Consider the following 17132-nt stretch of genomic DNA (forward strand, 5'->3'; position numbering starts at 1 on the left):
CACATTTGCTCCGCGTCGGCCTCAGCTCGCCAACTCCCGCCGCAACACCGCCCGGTCAATCGATCGTTGCCATGCGCAGATCGCCAGGCAGGCCACGCAGTTGCCCAGTACATTGGTCAACGAGCGGCACTTCATCAATCGCTCCACGCCCAGCAACAACCCGACGCCTTCCAGCGGCACCAGTTGCAGGATGTTCAATGTCGCAATCAGGGTAAACAGCGCCGAACCCGCCACGCTGGTGGAGCTCAACGAGGTGATCAGGCAGATCACCAGCACCGCGAGCAATTGCGGCAGGGCCATCTCCACACCGGCCATGTGCGCGAGGAACATGATCGCGGTGGTCAGGTACAGATTGGTGCCGGCCAGGTTGAAGGTGTAGCCGGTGGTCAACACCAGGCGTACCAATTGGCGGTCGCAGCCCAAGGCTTCGAGTTTGTTCACGCACCCCGGAAGAGCAGCCACGGAAGAGCCGGTGAATGTCACCAATAACAACTCTTCTTTTAAATAAATAATCAGACTGGATAACTTAACGCCGACCCAACGCGTGACAGCGGCAAATACCACACCCACAAATAACGCACTGACCAGATAAATAACCACCACAAACTTCAACAAGGGTAATACCGAACTAACGCCGTATTTACCCACCACAAATGCCATCGCCCCAAAGGCTGCCAAAGGGGCAAACTTCAAGATAATCCGCAACAGATAGAACAGGCCCTGCACACCCGCCTCCAGCCAGCCCAGGCAGCGGTTGCCGACGCGGCTACCCCGCCCCAGCAGCAGCCCGCAGACAACGGCAACGCACATCACCTGCAGCACCAGGCTTTGGGCAAACACGTGATACAGCGTGGAAGACGCCGACAACAGCGACAGTTCGTGCAGGAAGCCTTCAGCCGGTAACGGGGGCGTCGGCAACGCGCTGTGCTCCAGGTTGAACACCCAGCCGGTTGCCATGCCCACCACCAGCGCAGCGCAAGACATCAATTGGAAATACACGATGATCCGCCGCACGACATGGCGGTGATGGGGTTCGCGCTTGATCCCAGCAACACCGGTGGACACCAGCACAAACAGCAGGAACGGCATCAATAAACCGACCAACTTGATGAACGCGTCACTGAGCACTTTCATCTCGATTGCCAGGTCCGGATAAACCAGGCCCAACGTCATGCCCAGTGCGATGGCAATCAGAATAGGCAGGGTTCCGTTCTGGGTATATCGGGTGAGCATCGGCACTCCGGCATGTTTTTACTTATTGTTATTGTCGGCATCCGACACTTTCGGCATATTGACCGCCTGGCCGCTGCAGGCCGCAAATAATAAAGTCTTGTCACGGGATATACCACCATGGAACTTCGCCATTTACGTTATTTCATCATGGTGGCCGAAGAGCGACATTTCACCCGTGCCGCTGCGCGCCTGAACATGCAGCAACCGCCCCTCAGCCAACAGATCCGCGCCCTTGAAAAGGAACTGGGCTTCGACCTGTTCAAGCGTCACCCCAAGGGCGTCGACCTCACGGCCGGCGGCCTGGTGTTTCTGGAGGAGGCCCGGGTGATCCTGGCCCGGGTCGAGCACGGCTCGCTCAAGGCGTCCCGGGCCGCCCAAGGCATCGAAGGCACCCTGGTGATCGGCTTCACCAGCTCCGCCGCCGCCCACCCGCTGATCCCGCGCATCATCCGCGCCTACCGCGAGCGCTACCCCGGCGTGGAACTGTCGATCAACGAAGGCAGTGCCCGGGAAGTGACCGAGGACAGTATCGAAAAACGCCTCGACATCGGCATCCTCCGCGCACCCGTCAGCACCCACCAGAGCCTGACCTTCCACCGCCTGCTCAACGAAGAAATGCTGCTCGCACTGCCCACCGGCCACCCCCTGCTGAACGACGCGGCCATCCCCCTGGTCGCCCTTAAGGACGAGCGCTTCATCCTGGTCCGCCGCCCGGGCGCGCCGGGCATGTACGCCAACCTGATCAAAGCCTGCCAGAACGCCGGCTTCGAGCCCAGGATCGCCTTTGAAGTGGAACGCATGCTGACCAACGTCAGCCTGGTGGCAGCCGGCGAAGGCATCTCGGTGGTGCCCGCTTCCATGCGCGATGTGCACCGTGAAAGCGTGGTGTACTGCCGGATCAAGGACGCCCGCCCGAAATTGCTGGCGCCGATCACGCTGGTGCGCCGTACTTTCAACCCATCAGCGCCGCTGCAAAATTTCATCGAACTGGCGCGGGAATTAAGCGGGATCTATCGCAAGGCATGAAACGTCTTTTTTCTGCTTCAATCCACGATAAACAGCTTCGCCCCGACCCGCGTCGAGGAACGATGGCCTTCCATGTCATTGCCCACTTGATAACTCATTCCGGGTGTTAGGACGAACTCTCGACCGTCCTCCAGCTCCGTGTGCAACTCGCCTTCGAGGCACAACAGGACATGCCCTCTCCAGCACCAGTGATCCGCCAGGTAGCCCGGGGTGTATTCCACCATGCGCACGCGGGTGGTGCCGAAGTGACAGGTCCGCCATAAGGCACTGCCCGTGACGCCGGGGTGAAGCTGTGCTTCGAGGGTTGACCAATCGGTGGTGCCAAACGCAACAGCAGTGAGATCCATGATGTACTCGGTCGTCAGTTAACATGACGTGAAACTAACGGCCTGCTCGGTTGGGCGGTAGACACAGATCACCTGCTTTTGTGGGATACAGGCACGCGCCTTTGTTATCCTGCCGCCCTGCCCTCATGGACACGAGCCTATGCAGATCAACCCCGACTACATCCTTTTCGACACCGAGCACTGGCGGCTCAACCATCACCAGGCGTCGAAGCTGCCGGGTTACCTGATGCTGGGAGCCAAGGCGCCGATCCATTCGTTGGCGGATATGCCGGAGGCGGCGCTGGCAGAGTTGGGCGGGTTGCTGGCCAAAGTACAACGGGTGATGGAAACGCACCTGCAACCCAAATGGCTGTACATCAGCCGGTATGGGCACATGCCAGGCTTCCCCCTGCATTTTCATTTCATCCCGGTGTATGACTGGGTTGAAGCGGCCTTCTGGCGAGATGAGCGCTACCGCGCGCTGCAGGATTTCGGCACGCAAGGGCACGGGCATACGGTGACGGATGGCGCTGACCTGACGCTGTTTGTCTGGCGAGAGTTTGGAGAAAACCCTGTACCACCCACGATCCACGGACCTTCGGTGCCTCAAGTCATCGAAGCGCTGCGCGCACGCTTCCGGGCTTAACACCGACCCTGTAGGCGCTGGCTCGCCAGCGATAGCGGTGGTTCAGGCAACATCTGCTTCAGCCGTGCCACCGCCTTCGCAGGCAAGCCAGCTCCCACAGGGATCCCTGATTCAGGCGTTTTCATTTCCCACCCGGGTGAATGAATAACGGTCGATATCCGTGCGCAGTGTCCAGCCCTGCCCTTGCCAATAGCGGGCCGCTTCTGTGTTGGTCTTGAACACGTCAAGGTGGCATTTGTGGATGCCCAGTTGTTCAAGCTCCGTAAGACAACGTTGCACCAAGGCCTGGGCAATGCCCTGGCGGCGATACGCCGGCAGCACCAGCAGGTGCTGCAAATAACCACGACGGCCATCGTGGCCGCACATCACGCAGGCCACCAACCGGTCGCTGTCTTGCGCCACGAAACTCATACCCGGGTTGCGCGCCAAATAACGTTCGGTGGCCTCGCGGGAGTCGGCGTCGCGCAGGGAAATACCGGGGGTGTCTTGCATCAGTTCGAGCACCGCGTCGTAGTCGGCAGTGCTCATCACACGAATGTTGACCATGGTCCTGAAAGCCCTCTGAGTGAGGGCCCAGTGTGCCTGCACCGGCACCGGTCGTGCACCCATGAATGCACGACCGGATAAGCACTTGAATCAACGCAACTGGAACCAGGTGGTTTTCAACTGCGTGTACTTGTCGAACGAGTGCAACGACAGGTCCCGCCCGAACCCGGACTGTTTGCCGCCACCAAAGGGCACTGTCACATCCAGCGCGTCGACGGTGTTGACCGACACCGTACCGGCCTTGAGGGCGCGGGCAACGCGGTGTGCGCGGTTGAGGTCGTCGCTCCACACCGACGCGGCCAGGCCATAAATACTCGCGTTGGCTTGCTGGATCGCCTGTTCTTCCGTGTCGAAAGCACTGATGGCGAGCACCGGGCCGAACACCTCGTTACGGGCAAGCGCCATGTGCGAAGTCACGTCGCCAAACACCGTGGGCTGGATGAAGTTTGACGAGCCGTTGATCGTCAACTGCTGGCCGCCACACAAGAGCCGGGCGCCCTCGCCTTGGGCCTGTTCGATGGCCTGCAGGATATGCGCGGTTTGCCCACGGTCGACAATGGCGCCGGCAGCGCTGCGCGGGTCTAGGGGATCGCCGGGCATCCAGGCGCGGGACTTGGCAATCACGCGCTCGACGAACTCGTCATGGATGGAACGTTGTACATACAGCCGCGAGTTGGCCGAACACACTTCGCCCTGGTTGAAGAAAATCCCGAACGCGGCCTTCTCCGCTGCCAGGTCCAGATCCTGGCAGTCTTCGAACACCAGGTTCGGGCTTTTGCCCCCGCACTCCAGCCACACCTGCTTCAGGTTCGATTGCGCGGAATACTGCATGAAGTACTTGCCCACCTGCGTGGAGCCGGTGAACACCAGGCAATCCACATCAGGGTGCAGGCCCAGGGCTTTACCGGCGCTTTCGCCGAGGCCGGGCACCACATTGAGCACGCCTTCGGGGATACCCGCTTCGAGGGCGAGCTGGGCCAGGCGCAACGCAGAAAACGGCGACTGCTCGGCGGGCTTGAGCACCACGCTGTTGCCGGCCGCCAAGGCTGGGGCCAGCTTCCACGCGGCCATGTCCAGCGGGAAATTCCATGGCACCACGGCCGCCACCACGCCCAGGGCTTCACGGGTAATGGTTGCCAGTGCGGTATGGGCCGTGGGGGCGACTTGATCGTAGAGCTTGTCGAGCGCCTCGCCGTACCAGGCGAACACATGGGCCGCGCCGGGCACGTCGATGTGATAGGCGTCCATCACTGGCTTGCCCATGTTCAGCGAGTCGAGCAGCGCCAGCTCTTCGCGGTGGGTCATCAACAACTCGGAGAGCTTGATGAGGATTTTCTTGCGCTCCACCGGCGCCATGCGCCGCCACGGGCCGGTTTCAAAGGCCTGGCGTGCGCTGCGTACGGCCAGGTCGACTTCCATTTCGCCACAGGCGGCCACCCGTGCGAGCACCTGGTTGTTGGCGGGGTTGATGGCGTCGAAGGTCGCCCCGGAGGCCGCACTCACGGCGCGGCCGCCGATCAAGGCGGTGTTGATAAAGCGCTGGCGGGCAACGCGCTGTTGCCAGTAATCAAGATCGAACACGGTGTGCTCCCAATGGATTTCGGAGGGATAAGAAGGGTTATTCAGCGATCTGCAATTCGGGCATCTTCACGCTCAAGCCCCGGGTGATACCCAGCAGGCAAAGCAGCCCCAGGCCCATCCAGCACAGGCCGATGGTGAAGGACATGCTCGACAGGCTGGTCCACAACCAGATCGTGCTGAGAAACCCCAGGGCCGGCAGCGCGGCGTACAGCAGGTAGTTGCGCAGGCCACGCAGTTTCTGGTCGACCAGGTAATGCTTGATCACCGCCAGATTCACCGCCGAGAACGCGAACAGCGCCCCGAAGCTGATCATGTTGGCCACGGTGTCCAGGGTGATGAACAAGGCAATCAACGAGAACAGGCTGACCAGCACAATCGCCGTGGCCGGCACGCGCTTTTTCGTTACCAGCTTGCCGAGTACCCGGGGTAATGCGCCGTCACGGCCCATGGCAAACAGCACTCGCGACACGCTGGCCTGGGACACCATCGCCGAGGCAAAACAGCCGGCAACGTAGGTGGCGGTAAAGGCGGTCACCAGCATTTCCCCACCCACGCGGCGCATCACATCCACCGAGGCGGAATCGGGGTCAGCGAAGCTGTTCCACTCGGGAAACACCATCTGGGCGAAATACGAGACCAGCAGGAACAACAAGCCGCCAATCAATGACACCAGCAGGATGGCCAGCGGGATGGTGCGGCGCGGGTTGGGGGTTTCCTCGGCCATGGTCGACACCGCATCAAAGCCCAGGAACGACAGGCACAACACCGCCGCCCCCGCCATGATCAGTGGCGCGCTGAAACCTTCATGGTGGAACGGCGCGAGCAGCGAAACCGGTGCTGCTTGCTCGTTCAGGTTGTGCACCGACAACGCCACGAACACCACGATAAACACCAGTTGGGCCACGATCAGCACCCAGTTGACCCGGGTGATCGACTCGATGCCCACCAGGTTGAGCCCCGTCACCAGGGCAATCGAGCCGAGCACCCACACGGCGGTCGGCACACCGGGGAAGTATTCCGACAGGTAGATGCCGATCAGCAGGTAACTGAGCAGCGGCAGGAAGATGTAGTCGAGCAGCAGCGTCCACCCGGCGATAAAACCGAAACACGCGCCAAACGCCTTGCGGGTGTAGGAGTAGACCGACCCCGAATAAGGATGGGCCTGGACCATGCGCCCGTAGCTGTAGGCGGTCAGCAACATCGCGGCGAGGGTCAGCATGTAGGCGGTCGGCAAGTGCCCACGGGTCATCTGGGTGACCAGGCCATAGGTGGTGAACACCGCCAGCGGGACCATGTAGGCCAGGCCGAACAGGATCAGCCCGACCAGGCCCAGTGGCTGGCGGAAGCGTCGACCGCTAGAAGGTGCAGCGGACGCAGGATGGGAGGGGGTATCGGCCACGTTTTTTATTGTCGTCATGGGTGACTCCTGGAAATCGGCATGCAGGGCGTCGCGGCATGCGATGAGATCGATGCCGTTCAAGCGCTGTCGGAAGGCGATCACTCACCCCTCTGCGTGGAGGGGTGAGCGGGTCACATCAGAGTTTTCCCGCGATCCGCGCGGTGCGGTCGATTGCGATGCGGGTCTTGTCGACCAGTTCATCCAGCTCCGCGCGGGTGGCCACCAGGGCCGGCGCCATGATCATGCGGCCAAGGGTTGAGCGAATGATCACGCCCTCTTCGAAGCCGAAGGTGCGGCACTGCCAGGCCAGGTCGTTTTCATTGGCGAAGCGTTTGCGGGTGCTTTTGTCTTCGGCAAACTGCAAGGCTGCGAGCAGGCCGGTGCCCTGGATCTCGCCGATCATCGGGTGGTTGCCAAACACCTCGTGCAGGATCTTTTGCAGGTACGGCCCGGTGTCATCCTTCACCTGGCGCACGATGCCTTCATCGCGAAGGGCCTTGAGGTTGGCCAACGCCACCGCCGCCGCCACCGGGTGCCCGGAATAGGTCAGCCCGTGGGCGAACACCCCGCCCCGCTCCACCAGCGCATCGGCGATGCGTTTGCTCAACACCAGGCCGCCCATGGGCACGTAGCCGGAAGTCAGGCCCTTGGCGATCGACAAGGTATCGGGCTCGAAACCGAAGTGCTGGTGGGCGAACCACTCGCCAGTGCGGCCAAAGCCCCCGATCACTTCATCGGCGCACAGCAACACATCGTATTGACGGCAGATGCGCTGGATCTCGGGCCAGTAGCTTTCCGGCGGGAAGATCATGCCGCCAGCGCCCTGGAACGGCTCGGCGATAAAGCCCGCGACGTTTTCAGCGCCCAGTTCAAGGATCTTTTCTTCCAGTTGCAGCGCGCAGCGGCGACCGAACTCGGCTGGCGTCAAGTCGCCGCCTTGGGCATACCAATAGGGTTCGTCGATGTGTGCAACGTCCGGAATCAGGCCACCCATCTCGTGCATGAACTTCATGCCGCCCAGCGCGGAAGCCGCCAGGGTGGAGCCGTGATAGCCGTTCCAGCGGCCGATCATGATCTTCTTCTGTGGCTGGCCCTCCACCTGCCAGTAGCGGCGCACGGTGCGGATCAGCACCTCGTTGGCCTCGGAACCGGAGTTGGTGTAGATCACATGGCTGTAGTGAGCCGGCAGCAGGCTGAACAGCAGCTCCGACAGCTCGACCACCGCAGGGTGGGTGGTGTGGAAAAATAGGTTGTAGTAAGCCAGTTGATCCATCTGCGCCGCGGCGGCAGCGGTCAGGTCTTTGCGGCCATAGCCCAATTGCGTGCACCACAGGCCCGACATGCCGTCCAGGTAACGTTTGCCTTCACTGTCCCACAGGTACAGGCCCTCGCCGCGCACCATCACACGCGGGCCTTCGGCGTTCAGCGCTTTTTGATCGACGAAAGCGTGGATGTGGTGGGCCGCATCGGACGCCTGGTAATCCTCGGTGCGACGGTTCAGGTGGGCGGGTAGATTCATGGCGGTTCTCTCTTATTAGTGGTGACGCAAGGGGGAGCAACGCCGCTCAGCGGTGCTTGCTCATGTAGCTTTCAAGGGGGTCTTTGCTCAGCACGCCCTGGGCTTCGGCGAGCGAGTCGATAAACAGGGCAAACAGCTCCGACTGCGCGCCGATATCGAGCTTGGTATAGATGTGTTTGCGGTGGGATTTGATCGTGTCTTCCGAGACTTCGAGGCGCTCGGCCAGCGAACGGGTGGAGTGGCCGCGCAGGATCAGCTGGGCGATCCGGCATTCACGCTCGGTCAGGATCGACGAGCCAAAGTTGTTCAGTGCCGAGTGAATGCGCTGCTCCAACTCATTGGCAAAGCGCGCGCCCTGGGCGTCCAGGCCCACAAAGTGTTTACCCAGCACGGCCAGCAGCCACGGCGCGATGCGCTTGAACTGCGCGGTGGTGGCCGCGTCGAGCTTCTGGGTGAACGCCAGCGACACCGCCAGGCTCGAGCCATTACCCGACTGCAGCAGGTAGTTGAGTTCATCCTCCAGGTGGGAGTGCCGGTAGAACGACTGGAAGTACTCGCTGAGTTCGAAGTGGTCGGGGGCGACGTCGGCCAGGGCATAGCAGCCCGAGCTGACGCCCTCGACGCAGGCGCCGTAGAACGGGTCGAGCAGATAGAACCCGGACAGGTACTGGCGCACATTGCCCTGGGGCAGCCACGGCCCATCCAGCTCGAACAGGGCGCTGGGCATGCCGCCACGCGGGTACCAATACAGTGTCGTGGCCTGGATCGGTTGCAGGTAACCGAGGGCCTCGAACAGGGTGGCGGCGAAACCCGCTTGCCCGATGCTCTCGGTGACCCGGGCCATCTGTTCAAACCACTGCGCGGAAGAAAGCCGGTCGTTTTCCACTTCGAAGACTCGCTCAAGGAACTGCGAGAATGCTCACACACATAGCCCCTCATCGAAATCACCCGATAGGGTGAGCCTGCATTCGATATTTATGCTCACTTCCCAGCTTAATAATATTTTATTAAAAACCGCCCTCCCCCTAGCCTTGAAGTCATGCCCAAGCTGAATCCAACTGCATTACGCAAGGACAGACACATGACCCAAGCAATAACAAAAATAGACACCCTCGTCGTGGGAGCCGGTCAGGCTGGCGTGGCCATGAGCGAGCACTTGAGCAAGCAAGGTGTGCCGCACCTGGTGCTGGAGCGCAGCCGCATTGCCGAGCGCTGGCGCACCGGGCGCTGGGATTCGCTGGTGGCGAACGGCCCGGCCTGGCATGACCGTTTTCCGGGGCTGGCATTCGATGACGTCGCCGACGATGCATTCGCGCCCAAAGAGCGCGTCGCGGATTACTTCGAAGCCTACGCACGCAAATTCAACGCGCCGATTCGTACCGGTGTGGACGTTACCTCCGTGGTGCGCAATGTCGGCCGCCCAGGCTTTACCGTGCACACCAGCGAAGGCGTGATTGAGGCCAACCGCGTCGTCGCGGCGACCGGGCCGTTCCAGAAGCCGGTGATCCCGGCCATCGCCCCCAAAGACACCGCGCTGCACCAGATCCACTCCGCCGACTACCGCAACCCGGCACAACTGCCAGCCGGTGCCGTGCTGGTGGTGGGCGCCGGTTCGTCCGGCGTGCAGATTGCCGATGAGCTGCAGCGCTCCGGGCGCCAGGTGTACCTGTCGGTCGGTGCCCATGACCGCCCGCCTCGCGCCTACCGCAACCGCGACTTCTGCTGGTGGCTCGGTGTGCTCGGCGAATGGGACCAAGCGGCCATGAAGCCCGGGCGCGAACACGTGACCATCGCGGTCAGCGGTGCCCACGGCGGCAAGACCATCGACTTCCGTGAACTGGCCCAGCAAGGCATGACCCTGGTCGGCCTCACCCAGTCGTTCAATGGCAGCGTCGCCACGTTCCAGCCGAACCTGGTGGACAACCTGGCCCGTGGCGATGAGAACTACCTGGCCCTGCTGGATGCCGCCGATGCCTACATCGAACGCAACGGCCTGGACCTGCCGCTGGAACCCGAAGCGCGCCGCGTGTTCCCCGACGCCGAGTGCATCAAGCAGCCGATCCTGGAGCTGGACCTGGTCGCGGCCGGCATCACCTCGATCATCTGGGCCACCGGCTTTGCCGTGGACTACAGCTGGCTGAAAGTCGAGGCCTTCGACGCCGCTGGCAAGCCAGCGCACCAGCGCGGGGTCTCCACCGAAGCCGGGATCTACTTCCTCGGTTTGCCGTGGCAGTCGCGCCGTGGCTCGTCGTTTATCTGGGGGGTGTGGCACGACGCCAAATACGTGGCCGACCACATCGCCATCCAGCGCCAATACCTTGAATACCGCGAAGCCGCCCCGGTGGTTCGCCAGTCCCCTGTCAGCGCCTGATCACTTATTGCCGGAGTTTTTTTGATGCCTACTCACACTCGCATCCGCATGTTCAACACCAAGGAAACCTACCCCAACCAGAGCCTGGACAACGACCTCTGCCAAGCCGTGCGCGCCGGCAACACCGTGTATGTGCGCGGCCAGGTAGGCACCGATTTCGAGGGTAACCTGATCGGCCTCGGCGATCCGCGTGCCCAGGCCGAACAGGCGATGAAAAACGTCAAGCAACTGCTGGAAGAAGCCGGCTCCGACCTGTCGCACATCGTCAAGACCACCACCTACCTGATCGACCCGCGCTACCGCGAGCCGGTGTACCAGGAAGTCGGCAAGTGGCTCAAGGGCGTGTTCCCGATCTCCACCGGGTTGGTGGTGTCGGCCCTCGGCCAGCCGCAGTGGCTGATGGAAATTGATGTGATCGCGGTTATTCCCGAATAAGGAGCGCCACCATGACCTTTTCAATCGTCGCCCGTTGCGCCGAGACCGGCCAGCTAGGCATCGCCATCAGCTCATCGAGCATTGCCGTAGGTGCCCGCTGCCCATGGCTGCGGCCCGGCGTGGGCGCGGTGTCGACCCAGAACATCACCCTGCCGGCCCTGGGCCCGGACGTGCTCGATTGGCTGGAACAGGGCCTGGCCCCGGCTGAAGCCATCGATAAAGCATTGACGAGCAACGGCTACAGCCAATACCGGCAACTGACGGCGATTGATCACCTGGGCCGCACCGTGCATTTCAGCGGCAGTGAAACCTTGGGCACCCACCATGCGGTCTCCGGTGAGCAGTGTGTGGCGGCAGGCAACATGCTCGCCGACCGCGCGGTGATCCAGGCCATGGTCACGGCGTTTGAAAGCGGCGAAGGCCAATTGGCGGATCGCCTGTTGGCCGCGATGCACGCCGCCATCGCCGCCGGTGGCGAAGCCGGCCCGGTGCACTCGGCGGCGCTGGTGGTGGGCGAGCTGACCTGGCCGATCATCAACCTGCGGGTGGATTGGGCCGATGAGCAACCTATCGCCGCGCTGCAAAAACTCTGGGATGCCTACTGCCCGCAAGTGCAGGACTACATCGACCGCGCCCTCGCCCCCGATCGATCGCCGGGCTACGGCGTGGCCGGAGACGACCGATGAGCCGCAGCCGCCAACTGCTGCAGACGCTGGTGGGGTTCGACACCACCAGCCGCGAGTCGAACCTGCAGTTGATCGAGTTCGTGCGCGATTACCTGGCCGGTTTCGGCGTGGCCAGCGAGCTGATCTACAACGAGGAACGCAGCAAGGCCAACCTGTTCGCCAGCATCGGCCCGGCTGAGTTGCCGGGGATTGTGCTGTCGGGCCATACCGACGTGGTGCCGGTGGATGGGCAGCCGTGGACGCTGCCGCCCTTTGAGCTGACCGAACGCGACGGCAAACTGTTTGGCCGTGGCACAGCGGACATGAAGGGCTACATCGCCTGCGTGCTGGCGCTGGTGCCGGCGTTGGTCGAGGCGACTTTGCGCCTGCCGGTGCATATCGCGCTGTCGTATGACGAGGAAGTCGGTTGCCTGGGTGTACGTTCGTTGCTCGCCGTACTGGAGCAACGGCCGGTGAAACCGATGCTGTGCATCATCGGCGAACCGACCGAACTCAAGCCGGTGCTGGGCCACAAGGGCAAGCTCGCCATGCGTTGTGACGTGCATGGCGAGGCGTGCCATTCGGCGTATGCGCCTTACGGGGTGAATGCGATTGAACACGCCGCTGACTTGATAGGTGAACTGGGGCGGATTGGGCAGCGGCTGCGAGACACCCGGGATGCGCGGTTTGACCCGCCGTTCAGCACCGTGCAAACAGGGGTGATCAGCGGCGGCAAGGCCTTGAACATCGTGCCGGCCGATTGCCGGTTTGATTTCGAGGTGCGGGCGTTGCCGTCCCAGGACCCAGGCGAAGTGGCGATTGAACTGAAGGCGTACGCCGAACAACACGTATTGCCGCGCATGCAGGCGGTGAGCGCGCAGAGTGCAATCCGCTTTACCGAACTGTCGGCGTACCCCGGCTTGGTCACCGACGAGCGCAGCCAGGCGGCGGAGTTGATTGCAGCGTTCTCGGGCTCGCGGGATTTTGGCACCGTGGCGTTTGGCACCGAAGGCGGGTTGTTTGACGCCAAGGGCATTCCCACGGTGGTGTGCGGGCCCGGGAGCATGGACCAGGGGCATAAGCCGGATGAGTTTGTGAGGGTGGAGCAGCTTCAAGGCTGCGATGAAATGCTGCAGCGGATGCTGGATTCGATCCGCACCTGAGCCGAACACCGGCCCGTCATTCAATGCAAAACCCTGTGGGAGCCGGGCTTGCCCGCGATAACGGTATAACGGTCATATGCTGGTTGACTGATACAGCGCGATCGCCGGCAAGCCGGCTCCTACATGGGTTGGTGTTGGCCTGTAAGCGAAATGTCTCGATTCACTTGCCAAATGCCGCTCAGGAACCGAGCGCATTGACCCAACCACCCACGAAAGCGGCTCATTTGCCACCCAAAATCCAACCATTTCGTGGGTATTTCTATGTCCGGTATTTCATCTCTTTCGTCTAGCACGAGCCCCCTACCCCTTCAGGCCGCACCTGAAGCGCTGCGCATGCGCCCCGCGCCGGGCACGACAGATACGTCAAACGCTCGATTCACGGTGACATTTAGTGATCAGTTCGAAGCCAAGGAAATTTTCACTGAACTAGCCAGAAAGAAAGCCATTGGTGTAGAACTCAAGTCCGACGACTTGGACTACCTTGACTTGGGTGATGGGACACAACTGCATGTGACCTTCGATTTCCGTTTCAAACCCAATGGCCCCAACGGCACCTTCAGCCCTGCCTTGCAGATGAGAATCGACGACTTTCGCCGAGAGTTCCAACAGAAGCTGCAGCAGGCGGGTATCCGGAACTACGCCCCAGAAAGCTGACAGTTGCCCCACCGTGACACATGCCTGAAACGCCTTCCCCGTAGGAGCCGGCTTGCCGGCGATGGCGGTGCCTCAGCCAGCACAGTGGTTGGCTGACATACCGCTATCGCTGGCAAGCCAGCGCCTACAGGGGGCTTGTGTTAGCCGAGAAGTCTTGCTAGCTCTTCACGGCAGTAATCCACAAACAATTGCACCGGTTTGGTCAGCGGCGCCCGCCGCAGCCACACGGCCGACAAACCCGAGCCGGTCACGGTCTCGGCCAACGGCACGCACACCACCTTCTGCCCGTCGTAGGTGTACTCGGTGAACGGCTTGGTCACCAGGATCGAAAACCCGAACCCCCGCCCGACCATCCCCCGCACCATCTCGATGGACGGCGAGCTGAACACGATATTCGGCGTCAGCCCGCGCTCTTCAAAGATGCTCACGAAGTACGTGCGGCTTGGCAGTACGTCGAGCAAGATCATCGGTTCCAGCACCAGGTCCGCCAGCGAGACCTTGGCCTGTTGTGCAAAACGGTGATCAGCCGGCAGCAACGCGTAAGGCTGCTGCGGCGGCATCAGCGGCGTGGTTTCGATGGTGCCGCCCAGGTCGTGCTCGAACAGCATCGCCACGTCGATACTGCCCGCCGTCAGCGCCTGCACCAGTTCCTGCTGCTCGCCGTCGCGGATGCGGATTTCCACCCCTGGCCAGAGCGCCTTGAACCCGGCGATCAGGCGCGGCAGGTACAACGGCGCCACGGTTTCAAAGCAGCCGATATCGATCTGCCCGGCCACCACATCATTGTCGGCCAGGGCGTTCTGCTCGAACTCGTGGGCCACCCGCAACAGCTCCAGCGCCTTGCGATAAAACCGCGCGCCGCTGGGCGTCAGCGACACGCCCTGGGCGTGATGGCGGATAAACAGCTGCACGCCAAAACTGTCTTCCAACTGCTTGATGGCGGTAGAGACCGACGGCTGCGCGATATAGAGCTTGCGCGAGGCCTCGGCGACGCTGCCGCACTCGGCCGTTGTGACAAAATATCTGAGTTGGCGCAGGTTGTAGGCAGCCATCGGGACCTCCAGAAACGCGGGACTTCGCCCATAGACACAGGTAGGCAACATACCGGAGCACGCTCACGCGCGAGCTATATTTTTTAAGGTCTATAGCAACAAACTTACTAATTTACCTCCCTGCGCCCATTGCAGATGATCACTCCAACAACAAAGCGCCCGCCCGTGCGGCGCACAGCGAAGTACGTCAACGTACTCACCTTGCCTTGGAGCTCGTCATGGTTACCACTGCAACATCCTCCGCCCCGCTCATCGAAAAACACACGATAGGATACGTGCCCCCGGAAGATCGCCATGGAAAGGTAAGAGACCTGTTCACCCTGTGGTTCGGCGGCAACATCGCGCCGCTGCCGATCGTCACCGGCGCATTGGGTGTGCAACTGTTCCACCTGAACCTGCTATGGGGCATCGTCGCGATCCTCGTCGGCCACCTGGTCGGCGGCGTGCTGATGGCGTTGCACTCGGCCCAGGGCCCGCAAATGGGCATCCCGCAGATGATCCAGAGCCGCGCCCAGTTCGGCTCCCTCGGCGCCCTGCTGGTGGTGGTGATCGCCGGCGTCATGTACATCGGTTTCTTCGCCTCCAACATCGTGCTGGCGGGTAAATCCCTGCACGGCGTGGTCGACAGCGTGCCGGTGCCCGTAGGCATCGTGATCGGTGCCATTGGCTCGGGCATCATCGGCATCATCGGCTACCGCTTCATCCACGTGCTCAACCGCATCGGCACCTGGGTGCTCGGCGCCGGCATTGTGCTGGGCTTCGGCTACATCTTCACCCACGTACAGACCACCGATTTCCTGACCCGCGGCGAATTCAACATCTCCGGCTGGTTGGCGACCGTGTCGTTGGCGGCCCTTTGGCAAATCGCCTTCGCCCCCTACGTGTCGGACTACTCCCGCTACCTGCCAGCCGACGTACCGGTGGCCTCGACCTTCTGGACCACCTACCTGGGCTCTGCCCTGGGCTCCAGCCTGGCCTTCATCTTCGGCGCCGTTGCCGTGCTCGCCACGCCCGTGGGCATGGACACCATGGACGCCGTCAAACTGGCCACCGGCGCCATCGGCCCGCTGATGCTGGTGCTGTTTTTGCTCAGCGTGATCAGCCACAACGCCCTCAACCTGTACGGCGCCGTGCTGTCGATCATCACCCTGATCCAGACCTTCGCCTACCGCTGGATCCCCACGGCCAAGAGCCGCGCGGTGATCTCCACCCTGGTGCTGGCCGCCTGCGCCATTGCCGCGGTATTCGCCTCCAAGGACTTCATCGGCCACTTCGTCGACATGGTGCTGGTGCTGCTGGTGGTACTGGTGCCGTGGACGGCAATCAACCTGATCGACTTCTATGCGATCCACAAAGGCAAATACGATATTGCCTCGATCTTCCGCGTGGATGGCGGGATCTACGGCAAGTACAACCCACAGGCGCTGCTGGCGTACGCGGTGGGGATTGCGGTGCAGATTCCGTTCATGAACACGCCGCTGTACGTGGGGCCGATCTCGGCACACATTAATGGCGCGGATTTGTCGTGGGTGGTGGGGTTGGTGGTGACGTCGCCGTTGTATTTCTGGTTGGCGAGTCGGGACAGTGCGTATAAACGCAGGATGGACGGGGGGAAGTTGGTGAGTGGGGTTTGAATCAACTGCCTGTAGCGTTTAAATCGAGATGAATGGAACCACTCTCATCGTGGCTTTAAGGCCAAGACGTGAGTGGTTTTTTATTTGATCCACCTAACTAACTCCCGCCGCATCGACTGCAATACGTACAATCTCCAATAGGCCACTGATCAGCGAAGCGACCACCCCTGAGTAACAAATTGCAGCCACTATCACACCCAGTTCGAAACAAGCGAACCTAGGAAACCCTTCCAACTTACACTCTTTATGAACAAGCAACCTTATCATCTGTTGGCGAGGAAGATGATAAATCAGACCCATGACATCCAACTGCCGAAATACCCTGACTATCGCCACCCCTCCCGCACAGACAAACATTAAAACATACAGAACATGTTTAAATTCACTGTATTCCCCTCCAAGACTGGACGGAGGCATGGAAGTATAAGTACTGGCCAATGCAAAAAAAGCAGCTTGTGAAAAATAAATGCCCCCTGCGAACAATACAGACGTCGCCACCAATGCCACTGACACCCGTATCAATTTCTTCCGCAGGCCAACGCTGTAGCGCGTATAAGAGCGCTGACTCTCGATAAGCAAAAAAGAAAACACCGTGGTACTGGCAGCAATAAGCCAATCTATATAATTAACTCCAGTTTTCGAAACCGCCAGCGCACCCACAAAAGTGAGTGCCCGACTAAAAAATTTCCACATAATCCGTCGATCTTCACTTAGACCAGCCCAATAACCTTCAGTAATACCAAGTTTTTTACTGCGATGACTCCCCATCTACCCTCCCTTTAATCTGCCTTTGGTTGCTTCTGGATAAGACGGGTGAGCCGATTGGAACTAACCCCACCCAACGAACCACAGACTCAACTGGCCAAGCGCCCGCTTTGGCAT

Annotated in this window: 17 protein-coding genes; 8 read left to right on the forward strand and 9 right to left on the reverse strand. The window is 61.1% G+C overall.

What is annotated here, in order from left to right:
- Positions 1-21: 21 nt before the first annotated feature.
- Positions 22-1233: a cation:dicarboxylate symporter family transporter gene (locus tag ACVWVP_RS20185; RefSeq protein WP_457407672.1), complete on the reverse strand. Its 1212-nt coding sequence runs from the start codon at positions 1231-1233 to the stop codon at positions 22-24.
- A 117-nt stretch (positions 1234-1350) separates the two neighbouring features.
- Here ACVWVP_RS20185 and ACVWVP_RS20190 point away from each other — a divergent pair, with 117 nt between their 5' ends.
- Positions 1351-2259, forward strand: coding sequence for a LysR substrate-binding domain-containing protein (locus ACVWVP_RS20190; protein WP_178922160.1), 909 nt, complete (start codon positions 1351-1353; stop codon positions 2257-2259).
- A 17-nt stretch (positions 2260-2276) separates the two neighbouring features.
- Here the strand turns inward: ACVWVP_RS20190 and ACVWVP_RS20195 are convergent, their stop codons facing one another.
- Entirely contained in the window at positions 2277-2606 is a 330-nt protein-coding gene (locus tag ACVWVP_RS20195; RefSeq protein ID WP_457407674.1) for a DHCW motif cupin fold protein, read from the reverse strand.
- A 139-nt stretch (positions 2607-2745) separates the two neighbouring features.
- Between ACVWVP_RS20195 and ACVWVP_RS20200 the strand changes: the two genes are divergently transcribed.
- Positions 2746-3231, forward strand: a complete 486-nt coding sequence (locus ACVWVP_RS20200; protein ID WP_259174810.1) for an HIT family protein — start codon at positions 2746-2748, stop codon at positions 3229-3231.
- A gap of 111 nt (positions 3232-3342) precedes the next feature.
- On the opposite strand, the gene ACVWVP_RS20205 is transcribed toward ACVWVP_RS20200, so the two are convergent.
- The 5 genes from ACVWVP_RS20205 to ACVWVP_RS20225 form a co-directional block, all read right to left on the reverse strand.
- On the reverse strand, positions 3343-3777 hold the full coding sequence (locus tag ACVWVP_RS20205) for a GNAT family N-acetyltransferase (protein ID WP_457407675.1): 435 nt from the start codon (positions 3775-3777) through the stop codon (positions 3343-3345).
- 90 nt (positions 3778-3867) lie between these two features.
- Complete coding sequence (locus ACVWVP_RS20210) at positions 3868-5358, reverse strand: aldehyde dehydrogenase (RefSeq protein ID WP_457407677.1); 1491 nt, start codon at positions 5356-5358, stop codon at positions 3868-3870.
- Between the two features lie 37 nt (positions 5359-5395).
- The gene (locus ACVWVP_RS20215; protein ID WP_178922168.1) at positions 5396-6775 is read right to left on the reverse strand and encodes an APC family permease; all 1380 of its coding nucleotides are present in this window, start codon (positions 6773-6775) and stop codon (positions 5396-5398) included.
- A 118-nt stretch (positions 6776-6893) separates the two neighbouring features.
- Positions 6894-8276, reverse strand: a complete 1383-nt coding sequence (locus tag ACVWVP_RS20220; RefSeq protein WP_457407678.1) for an aspartate aminotransferase family protein — start codon at positions 8274-8276, stop codon at positions 6894-6896.
- A 46-nt stretch (positions 8277-8322) separates the two neighbouring features.
- A complete protein-coding gene (locus tag ACVWVP_RS20225; protein WP_259174814.1) occupies positions 8323-9162 on the reverse strand; it encodes a helix-turn-helix transcriptional regulator in 840 nt (279 codons plus the stop codon).
- Between the two features lie 153 nt (positions 9163-9315).
- Between ACVWVP_RS20225 and ACVWVP_RS20230 the strand changes: the two genes are divergently transcribed.
- The 5 genes from ACVWVP_RS20230 to ACVWVP_RS20250 all read left to right on the forward strand — a co-directional run bounded on the left by ACVWVP_RS20230 (position 9316) and on the right by ACVWVP_RS20250 (position 13564).
- The gene (locus tag ACVWVP_RS20230; protein WP_372339923.1) at positions 9316-10647 is read left to right on the forward strand and encodes a flavin-containing monooxygenase; all 1332 of its coding nucleotides are present in this window, start codon (positions 9316-9318) and stop codon (positions 10645-10647) included.
- Between the two features lie 24 nt (positions 10648-10671).
- On the forward strand, positions 10672-11082 hold the full coding sequence (locus ACVWVP_RS20235) for a RidA family protein (protein WP_016969085.1): 411 nt from the start codon (positions 10672-10674) through the stop codon (positions 11080-11082).
- A gap of 11 nt (positions 11083-11093) precedes the next feature.
- A complete protein-coding gene (locus ACVWVP_RS20240; protein WP_457407679.1) occupies positions 11094-11768 on the forward strand; it encodes a DUF1028 domain-containing protein in 675 nt (224 codons plus the stop codon).
- A complete protein-coding gene (gene argE / locus ACVWVP_RS20245) occupies positions 11765-12910 on the forward strand; it encodes an acetylornithine deacetylase (protein WP_457407681.1) in 1146 nt (381 codons plus the stop codon). The genes ACVWVP_RS20240 and argE overlap by 4 nt, the downstream gene beginning before the upstream one ends.
- 333 nt (positions 12911-13243) lie before the next feature.
- Positions 13244-13564, forward strand: a complete 321-nt coding sequence (locus tag ACVWVP_RS20250) for a hypothetical protein (protein WP_457407682.1) — start codon at positions 13244-13246, stop codon at positions 13562-13564.
- 140 nt (positions 13565-13704) lie between these two features.
- Here ACVWVP_RS20250 and ACVWVP_RS20255 read toward each other — a convergent pair whose 3' ends face one another.
- Positions 13705-14616: a LysR substrate-binding domain-containing protein gene (locus tag ACVWVP_RS20255; protein ID WP_010171799.1), complete on the reverse strand. Its 912-nt coding sequence runs from the start codon at positions 14614-14616 to the stop codon at positions 13705-13707.
- Between the two features lie 218 nt (positions 14617-14834).
- Between ACVWVP_RS20255 and ACVWVP_RS20260 the strand changes: the two genes are divergently transcribed.
- Positions 14835-16250, forward strand: a complete 1416-nt coding sequence (locus tag ACVWVP_RS20260; RefSeq protein ID WP_259174818.1) for a purine-cytosine permease family protein — start codon at positions 14835-14837, stop codon at positions 16248-16250.
- Between the two features lie 93 nt (positions 16251-16343).
- Here the strand turns inward: ACVWVP_RS20260 and ACVWVP_RS20265 are convergent, their stop codons facing one another.
- Positions 16344-17018: a hypothetical protein gene (locus tag ACVWVP_RS20265; RefSeq protein ID WP_457407684.1), complete on the reverse strand. Its 675-nt coding sequence runs from the start codon at positions 17016-17018 to the stop codon at positions 16344-16346.
- Positions 17019-17132 lie beyond the last annotated feature (114 nt).

The sequence above is a fragment of the Pseudomonas sp. TE24901 genome, from assembly GCF_054058375.1.

Bases quoted from the DNA above. Each gene is read 5' to 3' on its own strand.
- ACVWVP_RS20185 (WP_457407672.1), bottom strand. From the start codon at position 1,233: ATGCTCACCCGATATACCCAGAACGGAACCCTGCCTATTCTGATTGCC.
- ACVWVP_RS20190 (WP_178922160.1), top strand. From the start codon at position 1,351: ATGGAACTTCGCCATTTACGTTATTTCATCATGGTGGCCGAAGAGCGA.
- ACVWVP_RS20195 (WP_457407674.1), bottom strand. From the start codon at position 2,606: ATGGATCTCACTGCTGTTGCGTTTGGCACCACCGATTGGTCAACCCTC.
- ACVWVP_RS20200 (WP_259174810.1), top strand. From the start codon at position 2,746: ATGCAGATCAACCCCGACTACATCCTTTTCGACACCGAGCACTGGCGG.
- ACVWVP_RS20205 (WP_457407675.1), bottom strand. From the start codon at position 3,777: ATGGTCAACATTCGTGTGATGAGCACTGCCGACTACGACGCGGTGCTC.
- ACVWVP_RS20215 (WP_178922168.1), bottom strand. From the start codon at position 6,775: ATGACGACAATAAAAAACGTGGCCGATACCCCCTCCCATCCTGCGTCC.
- ACVWVP_RS20220 (WP_457407678.1), bottom strand. From the start codon at position 8,276: ATGAATCTACCCGCCCACCTGAACCGTCGCACCGAGGATTACCAGGCG.
- ACVWVP_RS20230 (WP_372339923.1), top strand. From the start codon at position 9,316: ATGCCCAAGCTGAATCCAACTGCATTACGCAAGGACAGACACATGACC.
- ACVWVP_RS20235 (WP_016969085.1), top strand. From the start codon at position 10,672: ATGCCTACTCACACTCGCATCCGCATGTTCAACACCAAGGAAACCTAC.
- ACVWVP_RS20240 (WP_457407679.1), top strand. From the start codon at position 11,094: ATGACCTTTTCAATCGTCGCCCGTTGCGCCGAGACCGGCCAGCTAGGC.
- argE (WP_457407681.1), top strand. From the start codon at position 11,765: ATGAGCCGCAGCCGCCAACTGCTGCAGACGCTGGTGGGGTTCGACACC.
- ACVWVP_RS20250 (WP_457407682.1), top strand. From the start codon at position 13,244: ATGCGCCCCGCGCCGGGCACGACAGATACGTCAAACGCTCGATTCACG.
- ACVWVP_RS20255 (WP_010171799.1), bottom strand. From the start codon at position 14,616: ATGGCTGCCTACAACCTGCGCCAACTCAGATATTTTGTCACAACGGCC.
- ACVWVP_RS20260 (WP_259174818.1), top strand. From the start codon at position 14,835: ATGGTTACCACTGCAACATCCTCCGCCCCGCTCATCGAAAAACACACG.
- ACVWVP_RS20265 (WP_457407684.1), bottom strand. From the start codon at position 17,018: ATGGGGAGTCATCGCAGTAAAAAACTTGGTATTACTGAAGGTTATTGG.